Source organism: Tundrisphaera macrotermitis, from assembly GCF_051175315.1.
In the GTDB taxonomy this organism is placed as follows: Bacteria; Planctomycetota; Planctomycetia; order Isosphaerales; family Isosphaeraceae; genus Tundrisphaera.
This window is the reverse complement of the sequence record NZ_CP195100.1, coordinates 4,865,656-4,885,054: the sequence shown is the minus strand read 5'-3', so window position 1 is coordinate 4,885,054 and position 19,399 is coordinate 4,865,656. Positions and strand designations below refer to the sequence as shown.

The window sequence follows — 19,399 nt, the reverse complement described above, 5'->3', positions numbered from 1 at the left end:
TCAGAGGGCGATCGGACGTTCCTTCGCGCGGCGGACGGCGACGAACTGGCCGACGTGCAGCATCGTGTGCAGGCCGATGAAGTTGAACAGCTCCGCGAGCGTGGTCGCCCGGTGCCGGAGCCGCTCGACCGGGTTGGGCTTGTCGAGGTCGGCGTCGGACTGGGCTTCCAGCAAGGCCAGGGTGGCGTCGCGCTGGGCCTTCCAGAGGGCCTGGTATTCGGCCAGGGTCGAGAAGCCGGCGGGCGGTTCCGCCTGCCCCTTGCCCTTGCCGTGGGCCGCGTCGAACCCCTCCGGCAACGCCGGGCTGGAACCGGGCTGGATGGTCTCCAGGATCATCCGCTCGACCGAAATCAGGTGGCCGAGCTGCCAGGCGATCGGGTTCATCCCGGGGAGCGGCTTGATCAGGATATCCTCGTCGGAAAGATCCTTGAGATACATCCCGACGAACATGTCGCTGCCCTGGAGGGTCTGGCGGCAGGGGACCTTGGCATCCATTCGTCGCATCCTTGAAGGGGAGAGGGGAGGAAACCGTCAGCGGGCGGCGGAGGGGGGGGCGACGCCCATCTCGAAGTCGGCGATGAACAGCTGGCTCTTCTTGTCGGCGGTGCGTCCGCCCGAGGTCCACATCAGCTTCTTGCCGTCCGGGGAGAAGACGGGCAGGCCGTCGAACCCCTCGCGGAAGGTGATCCGCTCCTCGGCCCCGGAATCCACGTCCATCAGGTAGAGTTCATAATTCCCGTGGCCGTGGCGGCTGGTCGCATAGATGATGTGGCGGTTGTCCGGGTGGAAGTACGGGCCCCAGTTCACGAACTCGTTGTTGGTGAGGGCCCGCTCGCCCGTGCCATCGACGTTGCAGATGTAGAGCTGGAGGAGGTCGTTCTCCTTGCGGTCGCTCCGATACAGCAGGCGCTTGCCGTCGGGCGAGAAGAACGGGCCGCCATCGTACCCCTTGGCGTGGGTGATCCGCCGGGGGTTCTTGCCGTCGGCGTCCATCAGGTAGATCTCGGCGTCGCCGTCGCGCATCGAGGTGAAGACGATGGTCTTGCCGTCCGGCGAGTAGCTCCCCTCGGCGTCGTAGCCCGGCGTGTCGGTCAGCCGGGTGGGGTTGGACCCGTCCAGCCCGGCCATGAGGATGTCCATGTTGGGGTCGAAATCCCAGCGATACCGCTCCGACCGGCTGTAGGCCGGGGCCTTGGGGCCGCCGGGCTTGGCCGCTTCGTCGAGGCTGGGGTGCAGCTCGGTCGACGCGAACAGGACGCCTTTGCCGTCGGGCCGGAAATCGGCGCAGGTGCATTTGCCCCGGCCGTTGCTGACCTGCTTCGGCACCGACCCGTCTGCGAGGTCGGCTGTGAAGATCTGGTAATCGTCCTGGTTCGCCTTGGGGATGGCGAACACGCCCGGGGGCGGGTTGGGCACCGCCTGGAAGATGATGGCCCGGCCGTCGCGGCGGAAGTAGCCCTCGCCCGCCTTGGCGAACCCGGTCGTCACCTGGCGGATGTTCCGGAGATGCACCGCCTCGGCGGCATCGGCCTCGCGGGTGTCGGGCGGGGCCGGCGGTTGGGCGATCACCGAGAAGGCCAGGGCCAGTTGGGCGAGCATGCGAAGGTCTCCGTCGTCGGTGAGGGGCGAGCCGGCTGCGCTTCCCGGTCGCGGGGCGAGCGCCTAGTATAGGGCCATGCGGGCGGCCCGCCAATGAATGGCGGGCGCCGATCGGGACGCGAGCGATCCATGAAGATCTACACGAAGGCCGGCGACGACGGCACCACCGGGCTGCTGGGCCAGGGCCGGGTGGCCAAGGACGACCCTAGGATCGAGGCCTACGGCACGGTCGACGAGTTGAACGCCGTGCTCGGCCTGGCGCGGGCCTCGGGCGGGCTCGACGCCGACATCGACGCCCTGCTCGCCCGGGTCCAGGACGAGTTGTTCGCCGTGGGCGCGGCCCTGGCCGACCCCAACCCCTCGGGCCGGTTCCACAAGGCGGTCGGGCCGGAACTGGCCGGGCGGCTGGAATCGGAGATCGACCGCCTCGAATCCGAGCTGGCCCCGCTGACCCAGTTCATCCTGCCGGGCGGGACCGCCGCCGCGGCCCGTCTCCACCTGGCCCGGACCATCTGCCGGCGGGCCGAACGATCCACCGTCCACCTGGGGCGGATCGAAGGCCAGGACGTGCCGGTCGACCTGATCGCCTACCTCAACCGTTTGAGCGACCTCCTGTTCGTGCTGGCCCGCGCCGCGAACCACCGCGCCGGGTCGCCCGACATCCCCTGGACCGGGCTATGAACCTCCGCGGCAAATCCGTCCTGATCACCGGCGCCCGCAGGGTCGGGGGCGAACTCGCCCTGCTCCTCGCCGCCCGCGGCGCCGACGTGGGCCTGACCTACATGACCAGCCGCGAGGCGATCGAGCGGACCGCCGCCGCCGTCGAGGCTCGGGGCACCCGCTCCCTGGCCGTGGCCGCCGACCTGTCCGACGCCGCCCAGGCCGAGGCGGCGGTCGACCGGGTCGTGGAGCGGTTCGGCCGGCTCGACGTCCTGATTAATATGGCGAGCATCTACCGGCCGACGCCGCTGGCGACCCTCGCCCCGGGCGACTTCGACGCCATGATCGCGGCCAACCTCGCCGCCCCCTATCACACCTCCGTCGCGGCGGCCCGGCGGATGGTCGATCGCCCGGCCGACCCCGGTGAGGGCCTGCTCCAGGGGAAGATCATCACGGTGGGGGACTGGGCCACCGATCGCCCCTATCCCGGCTATCTCCCCTATATCGTGGCGAAGGGCGGGCTCACCGCGATGACCCTGGCCCTCGCCGCCGAGCTGGCCCCCCGGGTCGCGGTGAACCTGGTCCAGCCCGCCATGATCGAGCCGCCCCCCGACCTTTCCCCGGCCGAGGTCTCCGCCGTGGTCGACGCCACCCCCCTGCGCCGCCGGGGCACGCCGGACGACCTCAGCAACCTCATCCTCTACCTCCTGGAAGGCACCGATTTCGCCACCGGGGCCTGCTTCCGGGTTGACGGAGGCCGATTCATCGCACCCGGCCCGGAATAAGTTAAAGAAAACCTCCGGCGGCGAGGCCAAACTGCCCGCCGGGGGGTTCTTCCCCTGGACACTCGCCCCGATCGGGAGTATCGTCCCGCCACACGTCCGACGCCGACTGACGACGCCCCACCGAGCCCGCACCCACCATCGAGCCAGGCCGTCCACCCGCACACAGGCCATGCCGCGGCATCGCCGAGCAAGGATGCTCGCCGCCGCGATCATGGAGGATCGGGCCCCCTCCCGGGCCGCCATCGCCGTCACACTTGGGTCGAGGAGAGGAACGGATGCCTCCCGCTCTGCACACTACCGCCGCCGGCCCGAACTCGGGCGCCGGACTGGCCCGGATCGCCGGCGCGGCCCTGCCCGCGACCCTGATCGGCGCCATCCTGGTGTTCATCGTCCCGGTGCCCCCGGCGGTGCTCGACCTCCTGCTGGCGTTGAACATCACGCTGGCGGTGATCATCCTGCTGACCACCCTGTCGATCCGCGCCCCGCACGAGTTCGGGGCGTTCCCGACGATCATCCTCACGACCACCCTGACGCGACTGGTGCTCAACGTCGCCACCACCCGGCTGGTGCTGACCCACGGGGCCGACGGGCTGGACGCGGCCGGCGGGGTGGTGCAAGCCTTCGGCGAGTTCGTCGCGGGTGACAACGTGGTGGTCGGCGTGATCCTGTTCGCGATCCTGATCGTGATCCAGTTCGTGGTCATCACCAAGGGGGCCACCCGGATCAGCGAGGTCGCCGCCCGGTTCATGCTCGACGGCCTGCCCGGCCGCCAGATGGCCATCGACGCCGACCTGTCCGCCGGCCTGATCGACCAGCGCGAGGCCCAGCGCCGCCGCGAGGCCGTGTATCGCCAGGCCGACTTCTTCGGGGCCATGGACGGGGCCGGCAAGTTCGTCCGCGGCGACGCCGTGGCGGGCATCCTGATCACGCTGATCAACATCGGCGCAGGGCTGTTCCTGGGCGTCTTCGAGCACGGGATGCCCGTGGGCGAGGCGGTCAACGTCTTCACCAAGCTGACGATCGGCGACGGGCTGGTGAGCCAGATCCCGGCGTTCCTGATCTCGCTGGCCTCCGGCCTGATCGTGACCCGGTCGTCGGAAGACAGCGACATCGGGGCCGACGTGGTCGGGCAGCTGTTCGGCCGGGCCGAGGTGCTCGGGGCGTCGGCGGTGTTCCTCGGCCTGCTCGCCCTCACCCCCCTGCCCAAGCTGCCCTTGCTGACCCTGGCCGCCGCGCTGGGCTCCGGCTCGTACATCCTGGCGAAGCGGAAGCCGGCCGAGGACGACGCGGAAAACGAGGCCCCCGAGCCGGCCGAGGCCGCCCCGGCCCACCCAGAGACGCCCGTCGACCGGATGGAGGAACTGCTCCACGTCGACCCGCTGGAGCTGGAGATCGGCTACCGGCTGATCGGCCTGGCCGACCCGACCCGGGGCGGCGACCTGCTGGACCGGCTCCGGTCGATCCGCCAGCGGGTGGCCCGCGACCTCGGCCTGATCGTCCCGCAGGTGCGGATCCGCGACGAGATCGGCCTCGGCCCGCACGACTACCGGCTCAAGCTCCGGGGCGCCGTGGTGGGACAGGGCGTGGCCTACGCCGGCCGGCTCCTGGCTGTGCCGCCCGCCGGGCTGGGGTCCCGCCCCGACGGCCGCGACGGGGTCGACCCGACCACCGGCCAGCCGGCCGTCTGGATCCACGCCGACGGCCGCGAGGTCGCCGAGCTGGCGGGGTGCCGGGTCCTGGAGGCGTCGGCCGTGGTGGCCGGCCACTTCGGCGAGATCGTCCTGGGCCACGCCGACGAATTGATGAGCCGCGACCAGGTCGGCCGGTTCCTGGACCGGGCCCGGACCACGTCGCAGGCCCTGGTCGACGAGGTCGTCCCCGGACTGCTCCGGGCCGGCGAGGTCCAGCAGGTCCTGCAAGGCCTGCTCCGCGAGCGGGTGAGCGTCCGCGACCAGGAGACGATCCTGGAGACCCTGGCCGTTCACGCCGCCCGGACCAAGGACATCGACGTGCTGATCGAGCGGGTCCGGCGCGGGCTGGCCCGGCGGATCACGCAGCAATACCTGGGGGCCGACGGACGGCTCCGCGTGGCCACCCTGGCCCGGGCCCTGGATGCCCGGCTCGGCGTGGTGGGCGGGCTGGACGACACCCGGCCGGCCGCCGCCCTGGGCGCGGCCACCACGCAGGGCATCGTCCGCGCCGTGGCCCGGGCCATCGCCCCGATGATCGAGGCGGGCCACCCGCCGATCGTCCTGGGGTCGGCCGAGGCCCGGCCGGTGCTCAAAGACCTGACCCGGGCCGACCTGCCCCGCCTGATCGTCCTGAGCCAGCGTGAGATCCCGCGGGACACGCCGATCGAGTCGGTCGGCACGGTGGTCGAGGATGAGATCCCGGTGGTCACCTCCTATTCGACGGCCGGCTCGGCCGCCCTGGTCGGGATCGGCGACGAATGACCGTCGCGACGCGTCGAGGTTCGATCCGGAAAATCGAGGAGGCGGAGAACGGCATGGCGGGCTCGAAGACTTACCGGGCGGGGACGATGAAGGAAGCGCTGGCGCAGGTCCGCCGCGACCTGGGAAGCCGCGCGGTGATCCACGGGACTCGCGAGGTCCGCCGCCGCCGGCTGTTCGGCCTGGGCGGGCGGGAGATGATCGAGGTCACGGCCTCGGCCGACGGCTCGTCCGCCGGATCGGCCGCGATCGTCACGCCCGCCAACCACGCGCTGCAGGCCCAGTTCGGCGAGCAGCTCGGCCGCCTGCACGCGATGGTCTCGGACCTGAGCCGGCAGGGGCGGATCGACCACCTCTTGCCCGACCTGCCCGCCGGGCTGGTGCCGATCTACGCCCAGCTGCTCGAATCCGAGGTCCCCGAGGTCCTGGCCCGCAAGCTGGTCCGCCACGTCGCCGACCGGATCGAGCCCGACGAGTTCCACCGCCCCGGCGCCCTCCGCGACGCCCTGTGCGAGGCGGTCGAGGCGTGCGTCCCGGTGGCCCCGCCCATCGCCGCCGTGCCCGGCACCCGCCGCGTGGTCGCCCTGGTCGGGCCGACCGGCGTGGGCAAGACGACCACCGTGGCCAAGCTGGCCGCCAACTTCAAGCTCTCCCACGGGCTCCGGCCCGGCCTGGTGACCGTGGACACCTACCGGATCGCCGCCGTCGAGCAGCTCCGGACCTACGCCGAGATCATCGACCTGCCCCTGGCCGTGGCCAACGCCCCGTCGGAGATGCGCCGGGCCATCGACGAGCTGGGGGACGTGGACCTGGTCCTGATCGATACCGCCGGGCGGAGCCCGCGCGACGAGGTCAAGATCCGCGAGCTGGCCGACTTCCTGGCCGCCGTCCGGCCCGACGAGGTCCACCTGGTCCTCAGCGCCGTGGCCGGCGAGCGGAGCCTGCGGGCCGCCGTCGAGCGGTTCGCCGTGGCCCGGGCCGATCGTTTGATCCTGACCAAGCTCGACGAGGCCGACGGCCTGGGCGGCGTGCTCGCCGTGCTGGGCCACGCCGACCGCCCGGTCAGCTACCTGACCACCGGGCAGGCCGTCCCCGACGACATCGAGCCGGCCGACCGCGCCCGCCTGGCGCGGCTGATCCTGGGCCAGGAGGTCGTCGCTTGAACTGCCCCGACCCGTACGGCATCGAAACGCCGCCAGAACCCAGCACCAGCGGGATCGTCCCGCCCTTTCCGACCGGAGGGATCATGTCCGACCAAGCCGACGGGCTCCGAGAACTGGTCCGGGCGCGATCGGGGGCCGTGGCGCTCGCCGAGGCCCCCCCGACGGCCACGCCGCCGTCGACCGCCCTGTCCCTGGTGATGACCAGCGGCAAGGGGGGAGTCGGCACGTCCAACCTCGCGCTCAACCTGGCGATCGCCCTGGGCGAGCGCGGCGAGCGGGTGGTCCTGATCGACGCCGACCTCGGCCTGGCCAACATCGACCTGCTATGTGGCCTGGCGCCGGCGTGCGACCTGGGCGACGTCCTGGAAGGGGGGCGGCCGCTGGACGACGCGATCGTCTCCGGCCCGGGCGGCATCCGGATCGTCCCCGGGGCCCACGGCGCACGGACCTTGATCGAGGCCCTGGGGGATGCCCCCCGCCGCCTGATCGACGAGCTGGCCGACCTGGAGAAGGGGGCGGACTACCTGATCATCGACGCCGGGACCGGCCTGGGGGCCTCGATCAGCACCCTGGCCGCGGCCGCCGACGAGGTGATCCTGGTCACCACCCCCGAGCCGACCTCCACCGCCGACGCCCACGCGGCGATCCGCCGGTACGGCCGGCTCGACGCCCCGACCATCCTCCGAGCCGTGGTGAACCAGGCGCGGAACTCGGCCGAGGCGGCCGACGTGCTGGCCCGGCTCACCGCCTCCAGCCGCCAGTTCTTCGGCGCCGTGGTCGACGGCCTGGGCTACGTCCGGGCGGATGCGAACGTGCCGCTCGCCGTGCGGGCCCGGACGCCGTTCTCGATCGCCTCGCCCACATCGGTCGCCTCGCGCGACGTGCGGAGGCTGGCCCGCGCCGTGGTGGATTGCCGCCCGGGCCCGGCCTCGCCCCGCCCCCGCCGCCCCGGGTTCTTTGCCGCGCTGGCGGCCCGCCGGGCCCTGGGTCGGGTCGCTCGATGAAAAATCCGGCCGGCGTGTCCGGTCATTCCGATTATCGTGTCGGCAAGGCTCAAGACGATCCTGCCGACTGGCCGATACTGATTCTGATACGGGTTCCTTGGACCGCGAGAGGACGTCGGACGCGAGCCGGTGCCAGCCCCTTCGGGGTCGGGCCGGGCCGGACGGCGGATGCGGGACGGTCGGCCGGAACGCCGGTCGACCGCCGCGAGCACAGGATGTGCCCCCTCTCACGACGCCGACATGGAGGTCAGGGATGACAACCAAGCTGGACGTGGATGTGACCGAACTCTGGCGCGAGTTCAAGGAACACCCCACCACGCCCCTGCGCAATCGATTGGTGGAACGCTATCTGCCGCTGGTCAAATACAACGGCGAGAGGATCTGGCAGCGGCTGCCGGAGGGCGTCGACCTCGACGACCTGATCTCCGCCGGCGTCTTCGGCCTGATGGACGCGATCGACGCCTTCGACCTGTCGCGCGGCGTGAAGTTCGAGACCTACTGCGTCCCCCGCATCCGCGGGGCGATGCTCGACGAACTCCGCACGATGGACTGGGTCCCGCGCCTGGTCCGGTCCAAGCACTCCAAGCTGGAGGAGGCCCGCAAGGCGCTGGAAGCCCTGCACGGCCGCCCCCCCACGGAGACCGAGCTGGCCGAACGCCTCGGCCTGCCCCCCGCCGAATTCGAGAAGATGGCCAACGACGCCAACGCCGTCGGCCTCGTCTCCCTGAACAAGAAGTGGTACGAGACCGACAGCTACAAGGACGTCCGCGAGATCGACGTGCTGGAGGACAAGAAGGGGGAAGACCCCACGCTCCGCCTCCAGCGCAAGGACCTCATGCGGATGGTCACCAAGGGCCTGAACCGCAACGAGCGCCTCATCATCATCCTCTACTACTACGAGGAATTGACGATGAAGGAGATCGGCGCCACGCTCGACCTGAGCGAGTCGCGGGTCTCGCAGATGCACTCGTCGATCATCCAGCGCCTCCAGGCCCAGCTCTCCGCCCGCCGCCCCGAATTCGGCACCTGATCCGGCCCGATCCGACCGGCCCGGACGAGCGGGCCTCGCCCTCATCCCCGCAGTCGATCCCATCCCCGAGCCCGCCCCGCCGCCCCCCCGGACCCACCCGGGAGGCGGCGGGGCGGGCTCTCGATTTGGGCCCGGACCAAACCCGGGTCGGTATCCGATCGGTGCCCTGGGAGGGGTCTGGTGCCGACTTGTCCATGGGTTCGACGGGCCTATCATGGGGTCGTGACGCATCCGAATCACGACTTATCCGCGAGGTCATCGAGCCCATCATGTCGACCACGATCGCCATCCGACGCGCCCCCGCCGGCCACTGGGTCGGCGACGGTTTCCCGGTCCGCAGCCTGTTCTCGCACGGCAACCCGGCCGATTCCCGGACGACCTCGCCGTTCCTGATGCTCGACTACGCCGGCCCGGCCGAGTTCGGCCCGACCGACAAGCCCCGAGGCGTCGACTCCCACCCCCACAAGGGGTTCGAGACGGTGACCATCGCCTACTCGGGCGACGTGGAGCACCGGGACTCGGCCGGCGGGGGCGGGCGGATCGGACCCGGCGACGTCCAGTGGATGACCGCCGGGTCGGGCCTGCTCCACGAGGAGAAGCACGGCCGGGAGATCACCTCCAAGGGCGGCGTCTTCGAGATGGTGCAGCTCTGGGTCAACCTCCCGGCCCGCGACAAGGGGGCGTCCCCGGCCTACCAGGCGATCGTCGACGGCCAGATCCCCCGCGTCGCCCTGCCCGACGGGGCCGGCACGCTCCGGGTGATCGCCGGCAGCCTCGGCGAGGCCCGGGGGCCGGCCCGGACGTTCACGCCCCTGGACCTGTGGGACGCCGAGCTGAACCCCGGGGCCCGCGTCGAGTTCCGCCGCCCGGCCGGCTGGACCAAGCTGGTCGTCGTGCTCAAGGGGCAGGTCGCGGTCGGCGACGGGCAGGTGGCCGGCGAGTCCGACCTGATTGTCTTCCCCCGCGATGAGGAGATTTTCACCCTGGAGGCCCGCGAAGGGAGCAAGATCCTGGTCCTGGCCGGCGAGCCGATCGACGAGCCGATCGCCGCCTACGGGCCGTTCGTGATGAACACCCAGGCGGAGATCCGCCAGGCCATCGCCGACTTCCAGTCCGGCAAGATGGGCGTGATCGAGCCCGCCGGCGCGGCCCGGTAAGGTTCGATGAAGATCCCGGCCCCGCCCCGCCCGGCGCTTGCGGGCGGGGCGGGGCCGTGGTCAGATGCTCGGCGTCTCCCGAATGAATTCGACGCCGAGAAGTGAGGTCCGGTCATGACGAGATGGATGTTGGCTCTGTTGCTGATCGCGGGCACAGTCCGGGCGGCCGACGCCCCCGATCGGAATGTGGTGGTGATCACGATCGACGGCCTGCCCGCCTACCTGCTCGACGACCCGCAGGCGTCCTTGCCCGAGATCCGCGCGTTGCGGGCCAAGGGGGCCTGGTCCGAGGCGGGGATGATCGTCTCCAACCCTTCGGTCACCTGGCCCAACCACACGACCCTGATGACCGGCGTCCACCCGGAGCGCCACGGGGTCTTGTTCAACGGCGTCCTGGAGCGCCAGGGCAAGGCGATGCCGGCCCGGGTCGTCCCGGCCAAGACCCAGGCCGAGTTGGTCGGCGTGCCCTTGTTGTTCGACGTGATCAAGGCGAAGGGGATGACCTCGGCCGCGATCAACTGGCCCTGCACCCGGGGCTCATCGTCGATCGACGACAACTTCCCCGACGTCCCCGACCAGCTCCGGTACACCACCCCCCGGCTCAAGGAGGAGCTGGCCCAGTCCGGCCACCTGGCCCGGTTCGAACGGGGAGGCCCCGTGAACCGCGACGACGTGTGGACCGAGGCCGCCTGCCGGGTGATCCTGAACCGGATGCCCCGGCTGATGGCGTTCCACCTGCTCAACCTGGACGGGACCCACCACAAGTATGGCCCCAGGACAACCCCGGGCTACACCGCCGCCGCCCTGACCGACGCCAACGTCGGCCGGGTCCTCCGCGCCCTGGATCAGGCCGGGGTCCGCGACCGGACCACCGTGATCATCCTGGCCGACCACGGCTTCAGCACCGTCAAGAAGGCCCTCCGGCCCAACGTCGCGCTCCGACGCCGGGGCTTCCTCGCCACCGACGGGAATGCCATCACCTCGGCCCGGGTCCAGGTCATCCCCGAGGGCGGGATCGGCATGGTCTACCTCAACGACCCGGACACGGCCGACCAGGATCGGGAGGCGGTCAAGAAGCTGTTCGCCGAGGCCGAGGGGGTGGAATCGATCCTCGGCCCCGAGGACTTCCCCCGGCTCCACATGCCCAAGCCAGGCCCCCCGGGCGCCATGTGCGACCTGATCCTGGTGCCCAAGGCCGGCTACTCCGTGGCGGGCGATTTCAAGGGCGAAGATGAGGTCGTCGCCAACGACCCGCCCACCGGGTCGCACGGCTACCTGTCCACCGTCGCCGAGATGAACGCCGTGTTCGTCGCCTCGGGCGCGGGGATCAAGGCCGGTGCCACCCTGCCGACGGTCGACAACGTCGACGTCGCCCCCACCGTCGCCCGCCTGCTCGGCACGACCCTCGACCAGTCCGACGGCCGCGTCCTGGAGGAGATCCTCGACGCCGGCCATTGAGGTGATGGTTCGTCATCCCCTCGTCCAGCCCCGCCGCGGCCTCCCCAGGTACAGGCCGCAATGCTTGCAGGCCGCGGTGGGCAAGGTATTGGACCAGGACATGATGAACCGCTTGCCGCATCGCGGGCAACGGAACTCCGTGAGCCCGGACCACGCGAGGGCGGCGCCGACCCAGCACGTCAGAAACCCGAGGAGCGGGACGGCCATGATGGCCTTGCCGGCCGGCCAAAATCGCTCACAAACGGCGGAAGTGATCACCCCCATCAACCAAAACACGGGCATGCCGAGGAAGAATCGACAAGACCTCCTTCGCAGGCTCATGAAACGCCGCGAAGCATCGGCCCTGGCTTCGTCGTCGATCTCGCCCAACGGACTTCCACCCTTCTCGTTCGCTCGGATCGTGGAGACCGGCCGGCATCGCCGTGGAGGAGATCCGACCGGCGGGAAACTCAGCCGACGGATCGAATTTTTCATCCAGGAGCATCGCGCATCACAGCAGGTTGAGGTCGCAGTGCTCGCAGGCCGGGATGGGCCGAGTGTGAGCATAGAAGCGAGTGAACCGCTCGCCACATCGCGGGCAACGGAAATTTCTCAGCGCCGGCAACGTGATGAGACTGCCGAAGGCGCACAAGACGAACCCGATGGCGAAAGGATCGACCAGCCAGTCGCCGACATCCAGCCCCAATCGCGGACCGACGGCGGAGAGGACCAGATCAACCGCAAGCAACGAGATGGCGACGCGGAAGAACCGCCAGTACCTGCGTCGCAGGCCGAGATATCGCCGCGCGGCATCGGCCCGTATCTTGGGGTCGATCTCATTCACTGGAGAGTCGCCCAAACCACGAGGAACCGGTTCATCCCAAGGCGCGAACGGCCGGCGCGACCGAGGCGCCGGCCTTCTTGGGCTTCTTTCGGCCGCCGGAGGTGAGGAGCGCGGCCAGCAGCATCAGCACCACCAGCGAGCCGACGACCCAAAGCAGGGCCTTGATCGCCGGCGAGAGGGGCTCGGCCGGCGTGACCTTGAGCAGTTCGGGGAACGGCAGCGAGGGGCCGGAGGAGACGACGTCGTCATCTTCGAAGAGCTGGTGCTTCCGGGCCTTGATCGATTGTTCCTGCGTCCGTGGTGCGTGCGGGTCGGGGGACATGGGGCGGTTCCGGTCGGGGTCAGGATGATCGGGGAGGCGAGGCGGTCTTATTCCGGGGCCCGGGCGCGGAAGAACCAGTCCCAGCTCCGGGGATGGTCGGCGAAGGCCGGCCCGCCGGTGATCGTGTCATCCCAGGGATAGAGGACCTTCTCCAGCGCGACGTCGACGAATCCCGCCTTGCTCAGGCGGTGGTGGGCCTCGAACGGCTGCCAGAACTTCTGGTGGAGGCCCCGGAACTGGAACCGGCCGAAGGCGAACTCGTAAAAGTGATGCTCCCCCTGGAAGGCGGCGTGACGCTCGGCCTCCTCGGGGCTCAGCCCCCGGTCCAGGGCCTCGTCGTTGAGCAGCATCGTATGGTAATGGATCGCGTCCATCGACGGCAGGATCCCCAAAAAGGTCCCGCCCGGCTTCAAGGCGGCCCGGATCGCCGCCATCGTGCGGTCGATGTCCCGGACGTCGGGCATGACGATCGAGTTGACCGCGATCGCCACGTCCAGTTGGCCGCGCAGCTCGTCCAGTTCATACATCGGCCGGACCATAAACCGGACGCGGTCGGCCCCCTCCACGCCCTCGGCGACCAGCCGCTTGCGGGCGACGTCGACCATCTTGGGGGCGAAGTCGAGCGCCACCACCCCGGCGAAGCGTTCCAGCAGCAGCGGGATCAAGGGGCCGGTGCCGCACCCGAGGTCGGCCACCTGCCTGGAGCCGGGGTCGGGGATCGCCCGGATGGCGTCGATCAAAGGGTTCTCGACGCCGGGGCGGAACGGGTCGAGGAACAGGTCGTCATACTTGGCCGCCTGGCGGCTCCACTGGCGGTCCTGGCGATCGGTGGTTTCGGGCACGGTGCGGGCCGTCGTGGCGAGGGCCGGCACCCGGTCGGAACGACCGACGGTCATGCCGGCGAGGGTCTGGGCATGGCTCACATTGTCCCCGGCCGATCCCCGCATGGCTACGGGCGACTTCCCTCTTTTCTCCGGGGGAGGCGGGCGAGGAACCGCGTGTAATCGCTCAGGGCCGGATAACGCGAGGCCAGCGGGGTCGGTACGACCGGGCCGGGCCGGGACAGGGCCTCGTCGAGGGCGTCCGGGATCCCGGCGATGGGCTGATCCTTCCCGTCCAGATGATACGATCCGGCGAAGGCGACGATCTGCCGGCCCGGGTCGAGCCGGGCGAAGTCCTCGGGCCACGGCCGGTCGTCGCGAAGCCGGCCGATCTGGTCGTGCCAGGCCAGGGCCCGATCGCGGTCGGGGTCGGACTCGGCGGCCAGCCGCGCGACCTCCTGATCGGTCAAGGTCGGCCCCCGGTAGCGGACCTGCTCGGCGAAGCGGGCCATCAGACCGGCCGGATCGCCGGGATCGGGGACGGCGAACCGCTCGGCGAGCCGCCGCAACCCGTCCTCGAATCGCGCGAGTTCGGCGGGATCGGGCGGGGATGGGGTCGCCCCGACGACCGGCCTCGATTCGACCAGCTCGGCCTCGTCGCGGCCCCGGGGCCAGAAGACGATCGCCGCCATCAGGATGAGCCCCGCCGCGACCGACGCCGGGGCCAGCCACGGCCGACGGGCCACGGGCCGGGCCGGGTCGGCGGGCTCGGGGAGAGGGTCGGGGTCGTCGATCAGCCCGGGCAGGAGGTAAGACCCGTCGAGGGCGACCCCGGCCAGCCGGGGCGCGGCGAGGAGGTCGAAATGGTTGTCGTTGCCGAAGGCCCAGGTCGCCACCGAGGCCCGGCGCCGGGCCGATTCCGGCAGGAGCCGCCAGGCATCGCGGGCCAGCGCGTCGATCGGGGCGTCGGACTCCAGGGCCACGCGACGGCCCCGGCCCAGCGCGGCGGCGACCTTCGCGGCGCGGGGATCCTCGGCCGCCCGGGGCTCCGGGGGCGGGCCCGGCGCCGGCTCCGGCCAGGTCAACCCGGGCAATGCCACGGCCTCGGCCGTCCATTCGCCCCGCAGCGCCCCGGCGAACGCGAACGGGTCGGCCCCGAGCCGGCGATAGTCGCGATCGGCGATCAGGAGGCCGTGGAACGCCAGGGCACCCGGCCGCCCGCGATCGTCGCACCCTTGCGGGAACACCCCGACCACGGCGCGGGGGCCGGAGGGCAGCGAAAGCGAGAACAGCGCCGGGGACGGGGCCGCGCCCCGGGGGGCTTCCCCGTAGCGTCGGCACGCGGCCAGCAGGTCGGACAGCCACTCGTCGCGCACGCCCGGGGATCGGGCCAGGACCGCATAGCCACGGTCCCAGAACGCGAAGCTGCCGTAGACCACCTGCTCCACCAGGATCGGCTTGCCGGGCATGATGGATCAGGGCCCCGGCTTGGGGAGCGAGGGGAGGGGGAAGTCGGATTCGAACACCAGGGTGGTCGTCCCCCCCTTGGTCGGGCGGATGGTGCCGGACAGCATCTTCATGGCCAGCGGATCCCCCTTCTTGCTGCTCAGGATCACCGCCGGCGAGTCCGACCAGAAGCCGTGGGCCATCACCCGCACGACGACCGGGTCGCCCAGCTTCCAGCGGATCGGCCGCGAGAAGGTGTAGTCCCAGATCGGCTTGAAGTTGTTGCGGATCACCGGCGAGGGGCCGTACGAGATCCCGGCCACTTCGAGCGTCACCCCCAGGTCCGGCGCGCCGCCGAAGGCGGTGCCGAGCTTGGGGTCGAACTCGCCGCGCCGGAGGGTCACGCGATAGTCGTTGGGCACGGACACCTTGTCCCACCACGCCAGGTAGCGATTGGCGTCGGCGGCGTGCTGCCCGTCCGGGTGGTGGCGGAGGTACTCGCGGAGGATCCGCGCCACCTCGGCCACGTCGTTGGGGTGGGCGATGAAGTGGTCATAGCCCCGGCGATAGTCGGCCACGTCCCAGGCCCGGAGGACGCGGTCCTTGGCCTCGGTCGCCTCGCTGATGTAGCGGCCCCCGTTGCGGTGGGCCCGCAGGTACTCGTCGTACCGCTCGATCCGCCGGGCGAACTCGTTGGGGTTCCGGCGCGAGAATTCGCGGGCCTTCTCGATGTCGCGGTCGTCCAGCGTCTTGACGTAGCCTTCGAGCAGGCGGGCCACCTCGGGCTGATAGCGGCTGTCGGGGTGCTCCGCCATGAACTGGCGGGCCTGGTCGATCAGGTCGGGGAAGCTGGCGTTGGGGAGCGAGGCCGATCGGATCATGTCGTCGATGATCTGCCGCTCGCGGCCCGACTGGCGGGTCTCCACCTTCCCCTTGAGCGAGTTCAGCAGCGCCTCGGCCTCGGCCCGGTGCTGGGTGTCGGGGAATTCGCGGAGGAACCCCTTGATCGCCATCAGCGGAGCGTCGGGCTCGTCGGCGGCCCCGGCGGCCTCGGACTTGACCGCCTGCCAGCGTTTCTCCTGCCGCTCGCGTTCCTGGGCCGCCTCGACCTCGCGGATCCGGTCGACCAGCTCCGGGACCTGGTCCTTGAGCGGGGCGAGCTTCTCTCCGGCGTCGGGCGGGGCGGTCCCGGCGAGGATCCGGGCCTGCGTCGCCTTCACCTTCCACTCGGCGGCCTTGAACCGGGCATCGACGGCCGACTTGGGCCAGAACAGGGGCAGGGTCGGGTGCCAGGTCGCCAGTTGTTCCCAGTGCCGGGCCACGGCCTGCGGGGGGGTGTCGCGTTCGAAGGCCAGGGCGTTGCGATAGCCCCAGGCGTCGTACCCCGCCAGCCCGGCGACGATCGCCCCGGCGGCCAGCGTGCCCCGGACCACGAGCTTCCGCCTCCGGCGGCGCCGGCCCTCGGCCAGGCGGCGGCGGAAGTCGGCCGAGCGGTCGGAGCGGGGGTAGCGCTTCTCGTACGCGGCCACGCACCGGGCCAGCCGCGGCAGGTCGTCGGGCGCGAGGTCCCAGAGCCATTCGAGCTGGTCGCGGTCGACCGCCTCCAACCGCTCGGCGAGCCAGCACAGCGGCCCTTCCAGGCCGAGCGGGTGCAGTTCCGCCGGGGGCCGCCCGTCGACCGAGCCCCGGCCGTAGGAACTCACGGCGAACATGGCGCCGTCCGGGACGTGCCGGGCCAGCAGGTGGCGGGTCATCCCGTACCGGGCCTCGACCAGCCGCTCCACCTGGTCCAGCCCCTGCCCGGCCTCGCCCCGGGCCAGGATCCGGTCGAACTTGGTGAGCAGGAGCGCGACCGGGCGGCCGACGGTGCCGTCGTCGGACTTCTCGATGTACCGCTCCAGCAGCTCTTCGACCTCCTGCTGCCGCCTCCTCCGCTCGGCCGGCTGGGTCGAGCCGTCGGGGTCGAGGCAGAGCAGGACGGCATCGCAGTCGGCGAAGAACTCGCGGATCGGCTCCTGCGAGCCGAGCGTGACGTGCTCCCCCTGGTAGTCCTTGAAGATCAGGTCGAACCGCGCCGGGCCGTGGTAGAGCCGGAGCTTCAGCTCGGTCTCGGCCAGGGTGCCGGCCGGCGGCTCGCCGGATTCGATCTGGGCGATCTTCTCGGCCAGGTACTCGGCGCTGGCGGGGTCCACGGCCGCCAGGCGCACGCCCGGCACCTGCCCGGTGCTGGCCTGGCGGTAGAACATCGCCAGCAGCGTCGTCTTGCCGACGTTGCGGTGGCCGAACAGGGCGATCCGCTTGGGCCCGGTCAGCCGGGCTTCCAGGGCGTCGAGATGGGTCTTGCGACGATTCGACATGGCCTGAACTCGACTCCTCCTGGACCTCGACCCTCGTCCCGCCCCCCGGCCTCTCCCGCCGGGACCTCGCCCGATTCTACGCCCCCGACCCCGATCCGGCCCACTCCAACAACTTCGCGGCCTGGCCGAAATATTTGATCCCTGCGTCTTTGAGCAACCCGGCCACGAATGTGTTCTGGGAGAAGTCTTTCCGGTTCTCCGAGAAGAACGCCTTGCGAGTACCGTGATGATCGGCGGCGTGATCCAGGATGCAGGCCAGGATCAAGTTGTCGGTCGGCTCCGCAATCGCCTTCCGATCGGTGTGGGACCGGAGGACTGTTGAAGAAACAGAAATGATTTCCGCCACGTCGGAAAGGATCAGAAACACCTCATCCAGTCGATCCGAGAAGACCTCGAAACGCTTGCTAACGCCTGATTGGGCTTGTGCGAGGCGGAGGGCCAAACCGGGCGAGTCCGACGAGACGAGATCAAGCTCTGCCGATCGCCGCTCGTTGCCGAGGTCATCGCCGAGGCGATGAGTCCGCTTCCGCTCTGCTTCGATCAGGGAGAGTGCTTCCATGAAGCAGACCCCGGGGACGGCGAGGCGGATGCCCTTCGATGCGGCTGCCAGGAGATCCACCGCTCCCGGGTCGCGCCCCGAGGCATAGCCGACCAGGAAGTTCGTCTCGATATACACAATCAACGAACGATGAACTCGGATCGTTCCTCGACCTCGGCGCCCTCAAGCAGGTCGGCAAGTCCGAGCGAGCGGATCCGGTCGACGCCTGGCGGGGTGCCGGGAAAATAGCTTTTCGCGAAATGCTCCAACCACCTTGCGACGAGCCTCTGGAGATAATCCTGGTGGATGCGGCGATCGACGACACTCGAGTCGTAGGTCCCGAGGATCTCGGCCATCGGCAAGATGCAAACGGTTTCGACCGCGCCGCCTTCGCCCACCCGGATGATCCGGATCTCGTCGAGGTCCACGAACATCCCGAAGTCGACGATGTAGCCGTTGGCGACCAGCTGGCCGATCTCCTCGGCCAGCCAGGGGACGCCGATCTTGGCGGCGTCCTTCATGGCCTTGACCTTGACGACCAGCGGGATCGACTCCTCCTTGATCGCGACGATGTCCGCCACGATCGTGGTCTCCGGCCTCCCCCCCCGCATCCGCGTCGCCATGCGATCCTCCTCCGGCGGTCGTCGGTCTCCTCGAAGTGGCGGCCACCCGCTCAGCGGGTCGGGACGGCGCGACGGCCCCGCAGCAGCCGCAGCGGGCCGGTGATCGGGCGGAGCATCCAGCGGACCGGCAGGCCGAGCAGGACCATGGCCGAGCCGATGACCAGCAGGCCCGCCAGGCCCATGCCGAGGTAGCGGAGCACCGCATGGTTGAGGCCGTAGGCGGCCAGGGTCGTGCCGATCGAGCCCTCCAGGCCGCGGGCGGCCCCGGCGCCGACGGCGCCGGCCAGGTTGAGCCCGGCCCTGGCGAACTCGTTGACCGCGTATTCGGTGACGCGGCCGGCGGTGTCGACGAACTTGTCGGGGTCGGCCAGGAACAGGGCCAGGACGCCGGCGGCGGCCAGCTTCTTCTTGTGGGGCAGGACCGTCCCGGTGAAGAACTCCCAGCCCCCCCGGCCCGTCTTGCGGAGCACGCCCAGGGATTCGGGGCCTTCCTTGACGACCACCTCGGCGATGTCGTCGCCGTAGACCCGGACGGCCGACAGGCCTTCCGTGCCCAGCTCGCGGACCATCGCCTCGGCCTGGCCGGGATAGCGCCGGGCCAGGCTCTGCGCGGCCTCGCCCATCTCGACCACCACTTTCTTCTCGGCGGGGGCGAGGTTGCCGAAGGCGCGGGCGGCGTCGGCATCCGGGCGGATCAGGCGGCGGAACCGGGCGTTGAGCAGGGCCTCGCTGGGCGCCTCGACCTTGCCGCCGGCGCGGGCGATCCCTTCGGAGCGGCGGGCGATCGCCTCCAGCCCCTCGTCGGCCTCGCGGACGAACAGCTTGCCCCCGGCGCGGATGGCCGAGGATTCCCCGTTGGCCATCGCCTTGCCGCCGGCGCGGGCCTCGACGATGACCTCCTGGACCACCTCGTCGAGCCACGCCATCTTGCCCGCCGACGCCGGCCGGGCCGACGCCGCCAGGGCGACCGCCGCCAGGGCCAGGGTGGGCCACGCCATCAGCAACCGGGGGCGGCGATTCGTTCGCTGACGCATGGCAGGATCCTCGGGATCGGCGACTCCCCGCCGGGCGGGCGGGCCATCGCATCGGGGTCGGGGCAATCACCGGGCCGGCGCCCCGGCCGGGCGCGTCAACCGGGTCTTCGTTCGTCGGGCCGGGGGATT

General features: G+C 70.9%; 19 protein-coding genes. 8 read left to right on the top strand and 11 right to left on the bottom strand.

The window, feature by feature from the left end:
* Both TA3x_RS19745 and TA3x_RS19740 read right to left on the bottom strand, forming a co-directional pair.
* The gene (locus TA3x_RS19745) at positions 1-495 is read right to left on the bottom strand and encodes a DinB family protein (protein ID WP_435016383.1); all 495 of its coding nucleotides are present in this window, start codon (positions 493-495) and stop codon (positions 1-3) included.
* A 36-nt stretch (positions 496-531) separates the two neighbouring features.
* On the bottom strand, positions 532-1,599 hold the full coding sequence (locus tag TA3x_RS19740; protein ID WP_435016382.1) for a TolB family protein: 1,068 nt from the start codon (positions 1,597-1,599) through the stop codon (positions 532-534).
* Positions 1,600-1,728: 129 nt separating this feature from the next.
* Here TA3x_RS19740 and TA3x_RS19735 point away from each other — a divergent pair, with 129 nt between their 5' ends.
* The 8 genes from TA3x_RS19735 (at position 1,729) to TA3x_RS19700 (ending at position 11,306) form a co-directional block, all read left to right on the top strand.
* The gene (locus TA3x_RS19735) at positions 1,729-2,280 is read left to right on the top strand and encodes a cob(I)yrinic acid a,c-diamide adenosyltransferase (protein WP_435016381.1); all 552 of its coding nucleotides are present in this window, start codon (positions 1,729-1,731) and stop codon (positions 2,278-2,280) included.
* Positions 2,277-3,044 (top strand): SDR family NAD(P)-dependent oxidoreductase, encoded by a 768-nt coding sequence (locus TA3x_RS19730; protein WP_435016380.1) that lies wholly within the window; start codon positions 2,277-2,279, stop codon positions 3,042-3,044. Before TA3x_RS19735 ends, TA3x_RS19730 begins: the two co-directional genes overlap by 4 nt.
* A gap of 275 nt (positions 3,045-3,319) precedes the next feature.
* Positions 3,320-5,497, top strand: a complete 2,178-nt coding sequence (locus TA3x_RS19725) for a flagellar biosynthesis protein FlhA (protein WP_435016379.1) — start codon at positions 3,320-3,322, stop codon at positions 5,495-5,497.
* Positions 5,494-6,657 (top strand): GTP-binding protein, encoded by a 1,164-nt coding sequence (locus TA3x_RS19720; protein WP_435016378.1) that lies wholly within the window; start codon positions 5,494-5,496, stop codon positions 6,655-6,657. The genes TA3x_RS19725 and TA3x_RS19720 overlap by 4 nt, the downstream gene beginning before the upstream one ends.
* Positions 6,658-6,740: 83 nt before the next feature.
* Entirely contained in the window at positions 6,741-7,661 is a 921-nt protein-coding gene (locus tag TA3x_RS19715) for a P-loop NTPase (RefSeq protein ID WP_435016377.1), read from the top strand.
* Positions 7,662-7,914: 253 nt separating this feature from the next.
* On the top strand, positions 7,915-8,691 hold the full coding sequence (locus TA3x_RS19710) for a FliA/WhiG family RNA polymerase sigma factor (protein ID WP_435016376.1): 777 nt from the start codon (positions 7,915-7,917) through the stop codon (positions 8,689-8,691).
* Between the two features lie 269 nt (positions 8,692-8,960).
* Entirely contained in the window at positions 8,961-9,848 is an 888-nt protein-coding gene (locus tag TA3x_RS19705; RefSeq protein ID WP_435016375.1) for a pirin family protein, read from the top strand.
* A gap of 126 nt (positions 9,849-9,974) precedes the next feature.
* Entirely contained in the window at positions 9,975-11,306 is a 1,332-nt protein-coding gene (locus TA3x_RS19700) for an alkaline phosphatase family protein (protein ID WP_435016374.1), read from the top strand.
* 12 nt (positions 11,307-11,318) lie between these two features.
* Here the strand turns inward: TA3x_RS19700 and TA3x_RS19695 are convergent, their stop codons facing one another.
* The 9 genes from TA3x_RS19695 to TA3x_RS19655 all read right to left on the bottom strand — a co-directional run bounded on the left by TA3x_RS19695 (position 11,319) and on the right by TA3x_RS19655 (position 19,270).
* On the bottom strand, positions 11,319-11,675 hold the full coding sequence (locus tag TA3x_RS19695; RefSeq protein ID WP_435016373.1) for a hypothetical protein: 357 nt from the start codon (positions 11,673-11,675) through the stop codon (positions 11,319-11,321).
* Positions 11,676-11,796: 121 nt separating this feature from the next.
* Entirely contained in the window at positions 11,797-12,129 is a 333-nt protein-coding gene (locus TA3x_RS19690) for a hypothetical protein (RefSeq protein WP_435016372.1), read from the bottom strand.
* A gap of 31 nt (positions 12,130-12,160) precedes the next feature.
* Positions 12,161-12,451 carry a hypothetical protein gene (locus TA3x_RS19685; protein WP_435016371.1) on the bottom strand — a complete coding sequence of 97 codons (291 nt, stop codon included), beginning with the start codon at positions 12,449-12,451 and terminating at the stop codon, positions 12,161-12,163.
* 47 nt (positions 12,452-12,498) lie between these two features.
* Complete coding sequence (locus tag TA3x_RS19680) at positions 12,499-13,347, bottom strand: class I SAM-dependent methyltransferase (protein WP_435016370.1); 849 nt, start codon at positions 13,345-13,347, stop codon at positions 12,499-12,501.
* Between the two features lie 53 nt (positions 13,348-13,400).
* Positions 13,401-14,741, bottom strand: coding sequence for a hypothetical protein (locus TA3x_RS19675; protein ID WP_435016369.1), 1,341 nt, complete (start codon positions 14,739-14,741; stop codon positions 13,401-13,403).
* 6 nt (positions 14,742-14,747) lie between these two features.
* On the bottom strand, positions 14,748-17,075 hold the full coding sequence (locus TA3x_RS19670; RefSeq protein ID WP_435016368.1) for a TRAFAC clade GTPase domain-containing protein: 2,328 nt from the start codon (positions 17,073-17,075) through the stop codon (positions 14,748-14,750).
* Positions 17,076-17,151: 76 nt separating this feature from the next.
* Positions 17,152-17,751, bottom strand: a complete 600-nt coding sequence (locus TA3x_RS19665) for a PIN domain-containing protein (RefSeq protein WP_435022399.1) — start codon at positions 17,749-17,751, stop codon at positions 17,152-17,154.
* A gap of 2 nt (positions 17,752-17,753) precedes the next feature.
* Positions 17,754-18,236 carry a hypothetical protein gene (locus tag TA3x_RS19660; RefSeq protein ID WP_435016367.1) on the bottom strand — a complete coding sequence of 161 codons (483 nt, stop codon included), beginning with the start codon at positions 18,234-18,236 and terminating at the stop codon, positions 17,754-17,756.
* Between the two features lie 50 nt (positions 18,237-18,286).
* On the bottom strand, positions 18,287-19,270 hold the full coding sequence (locus TA3x_RS19655) for a hypothetical protein (protein ID WP_435016366.1): 984 nt from the start codon (positions 19,268-19,270) through the stop codon (positions 18,287-18,289).
* Between the last annotated feature and the right edge of the window lie 129 nt (positions 19,271-19,399).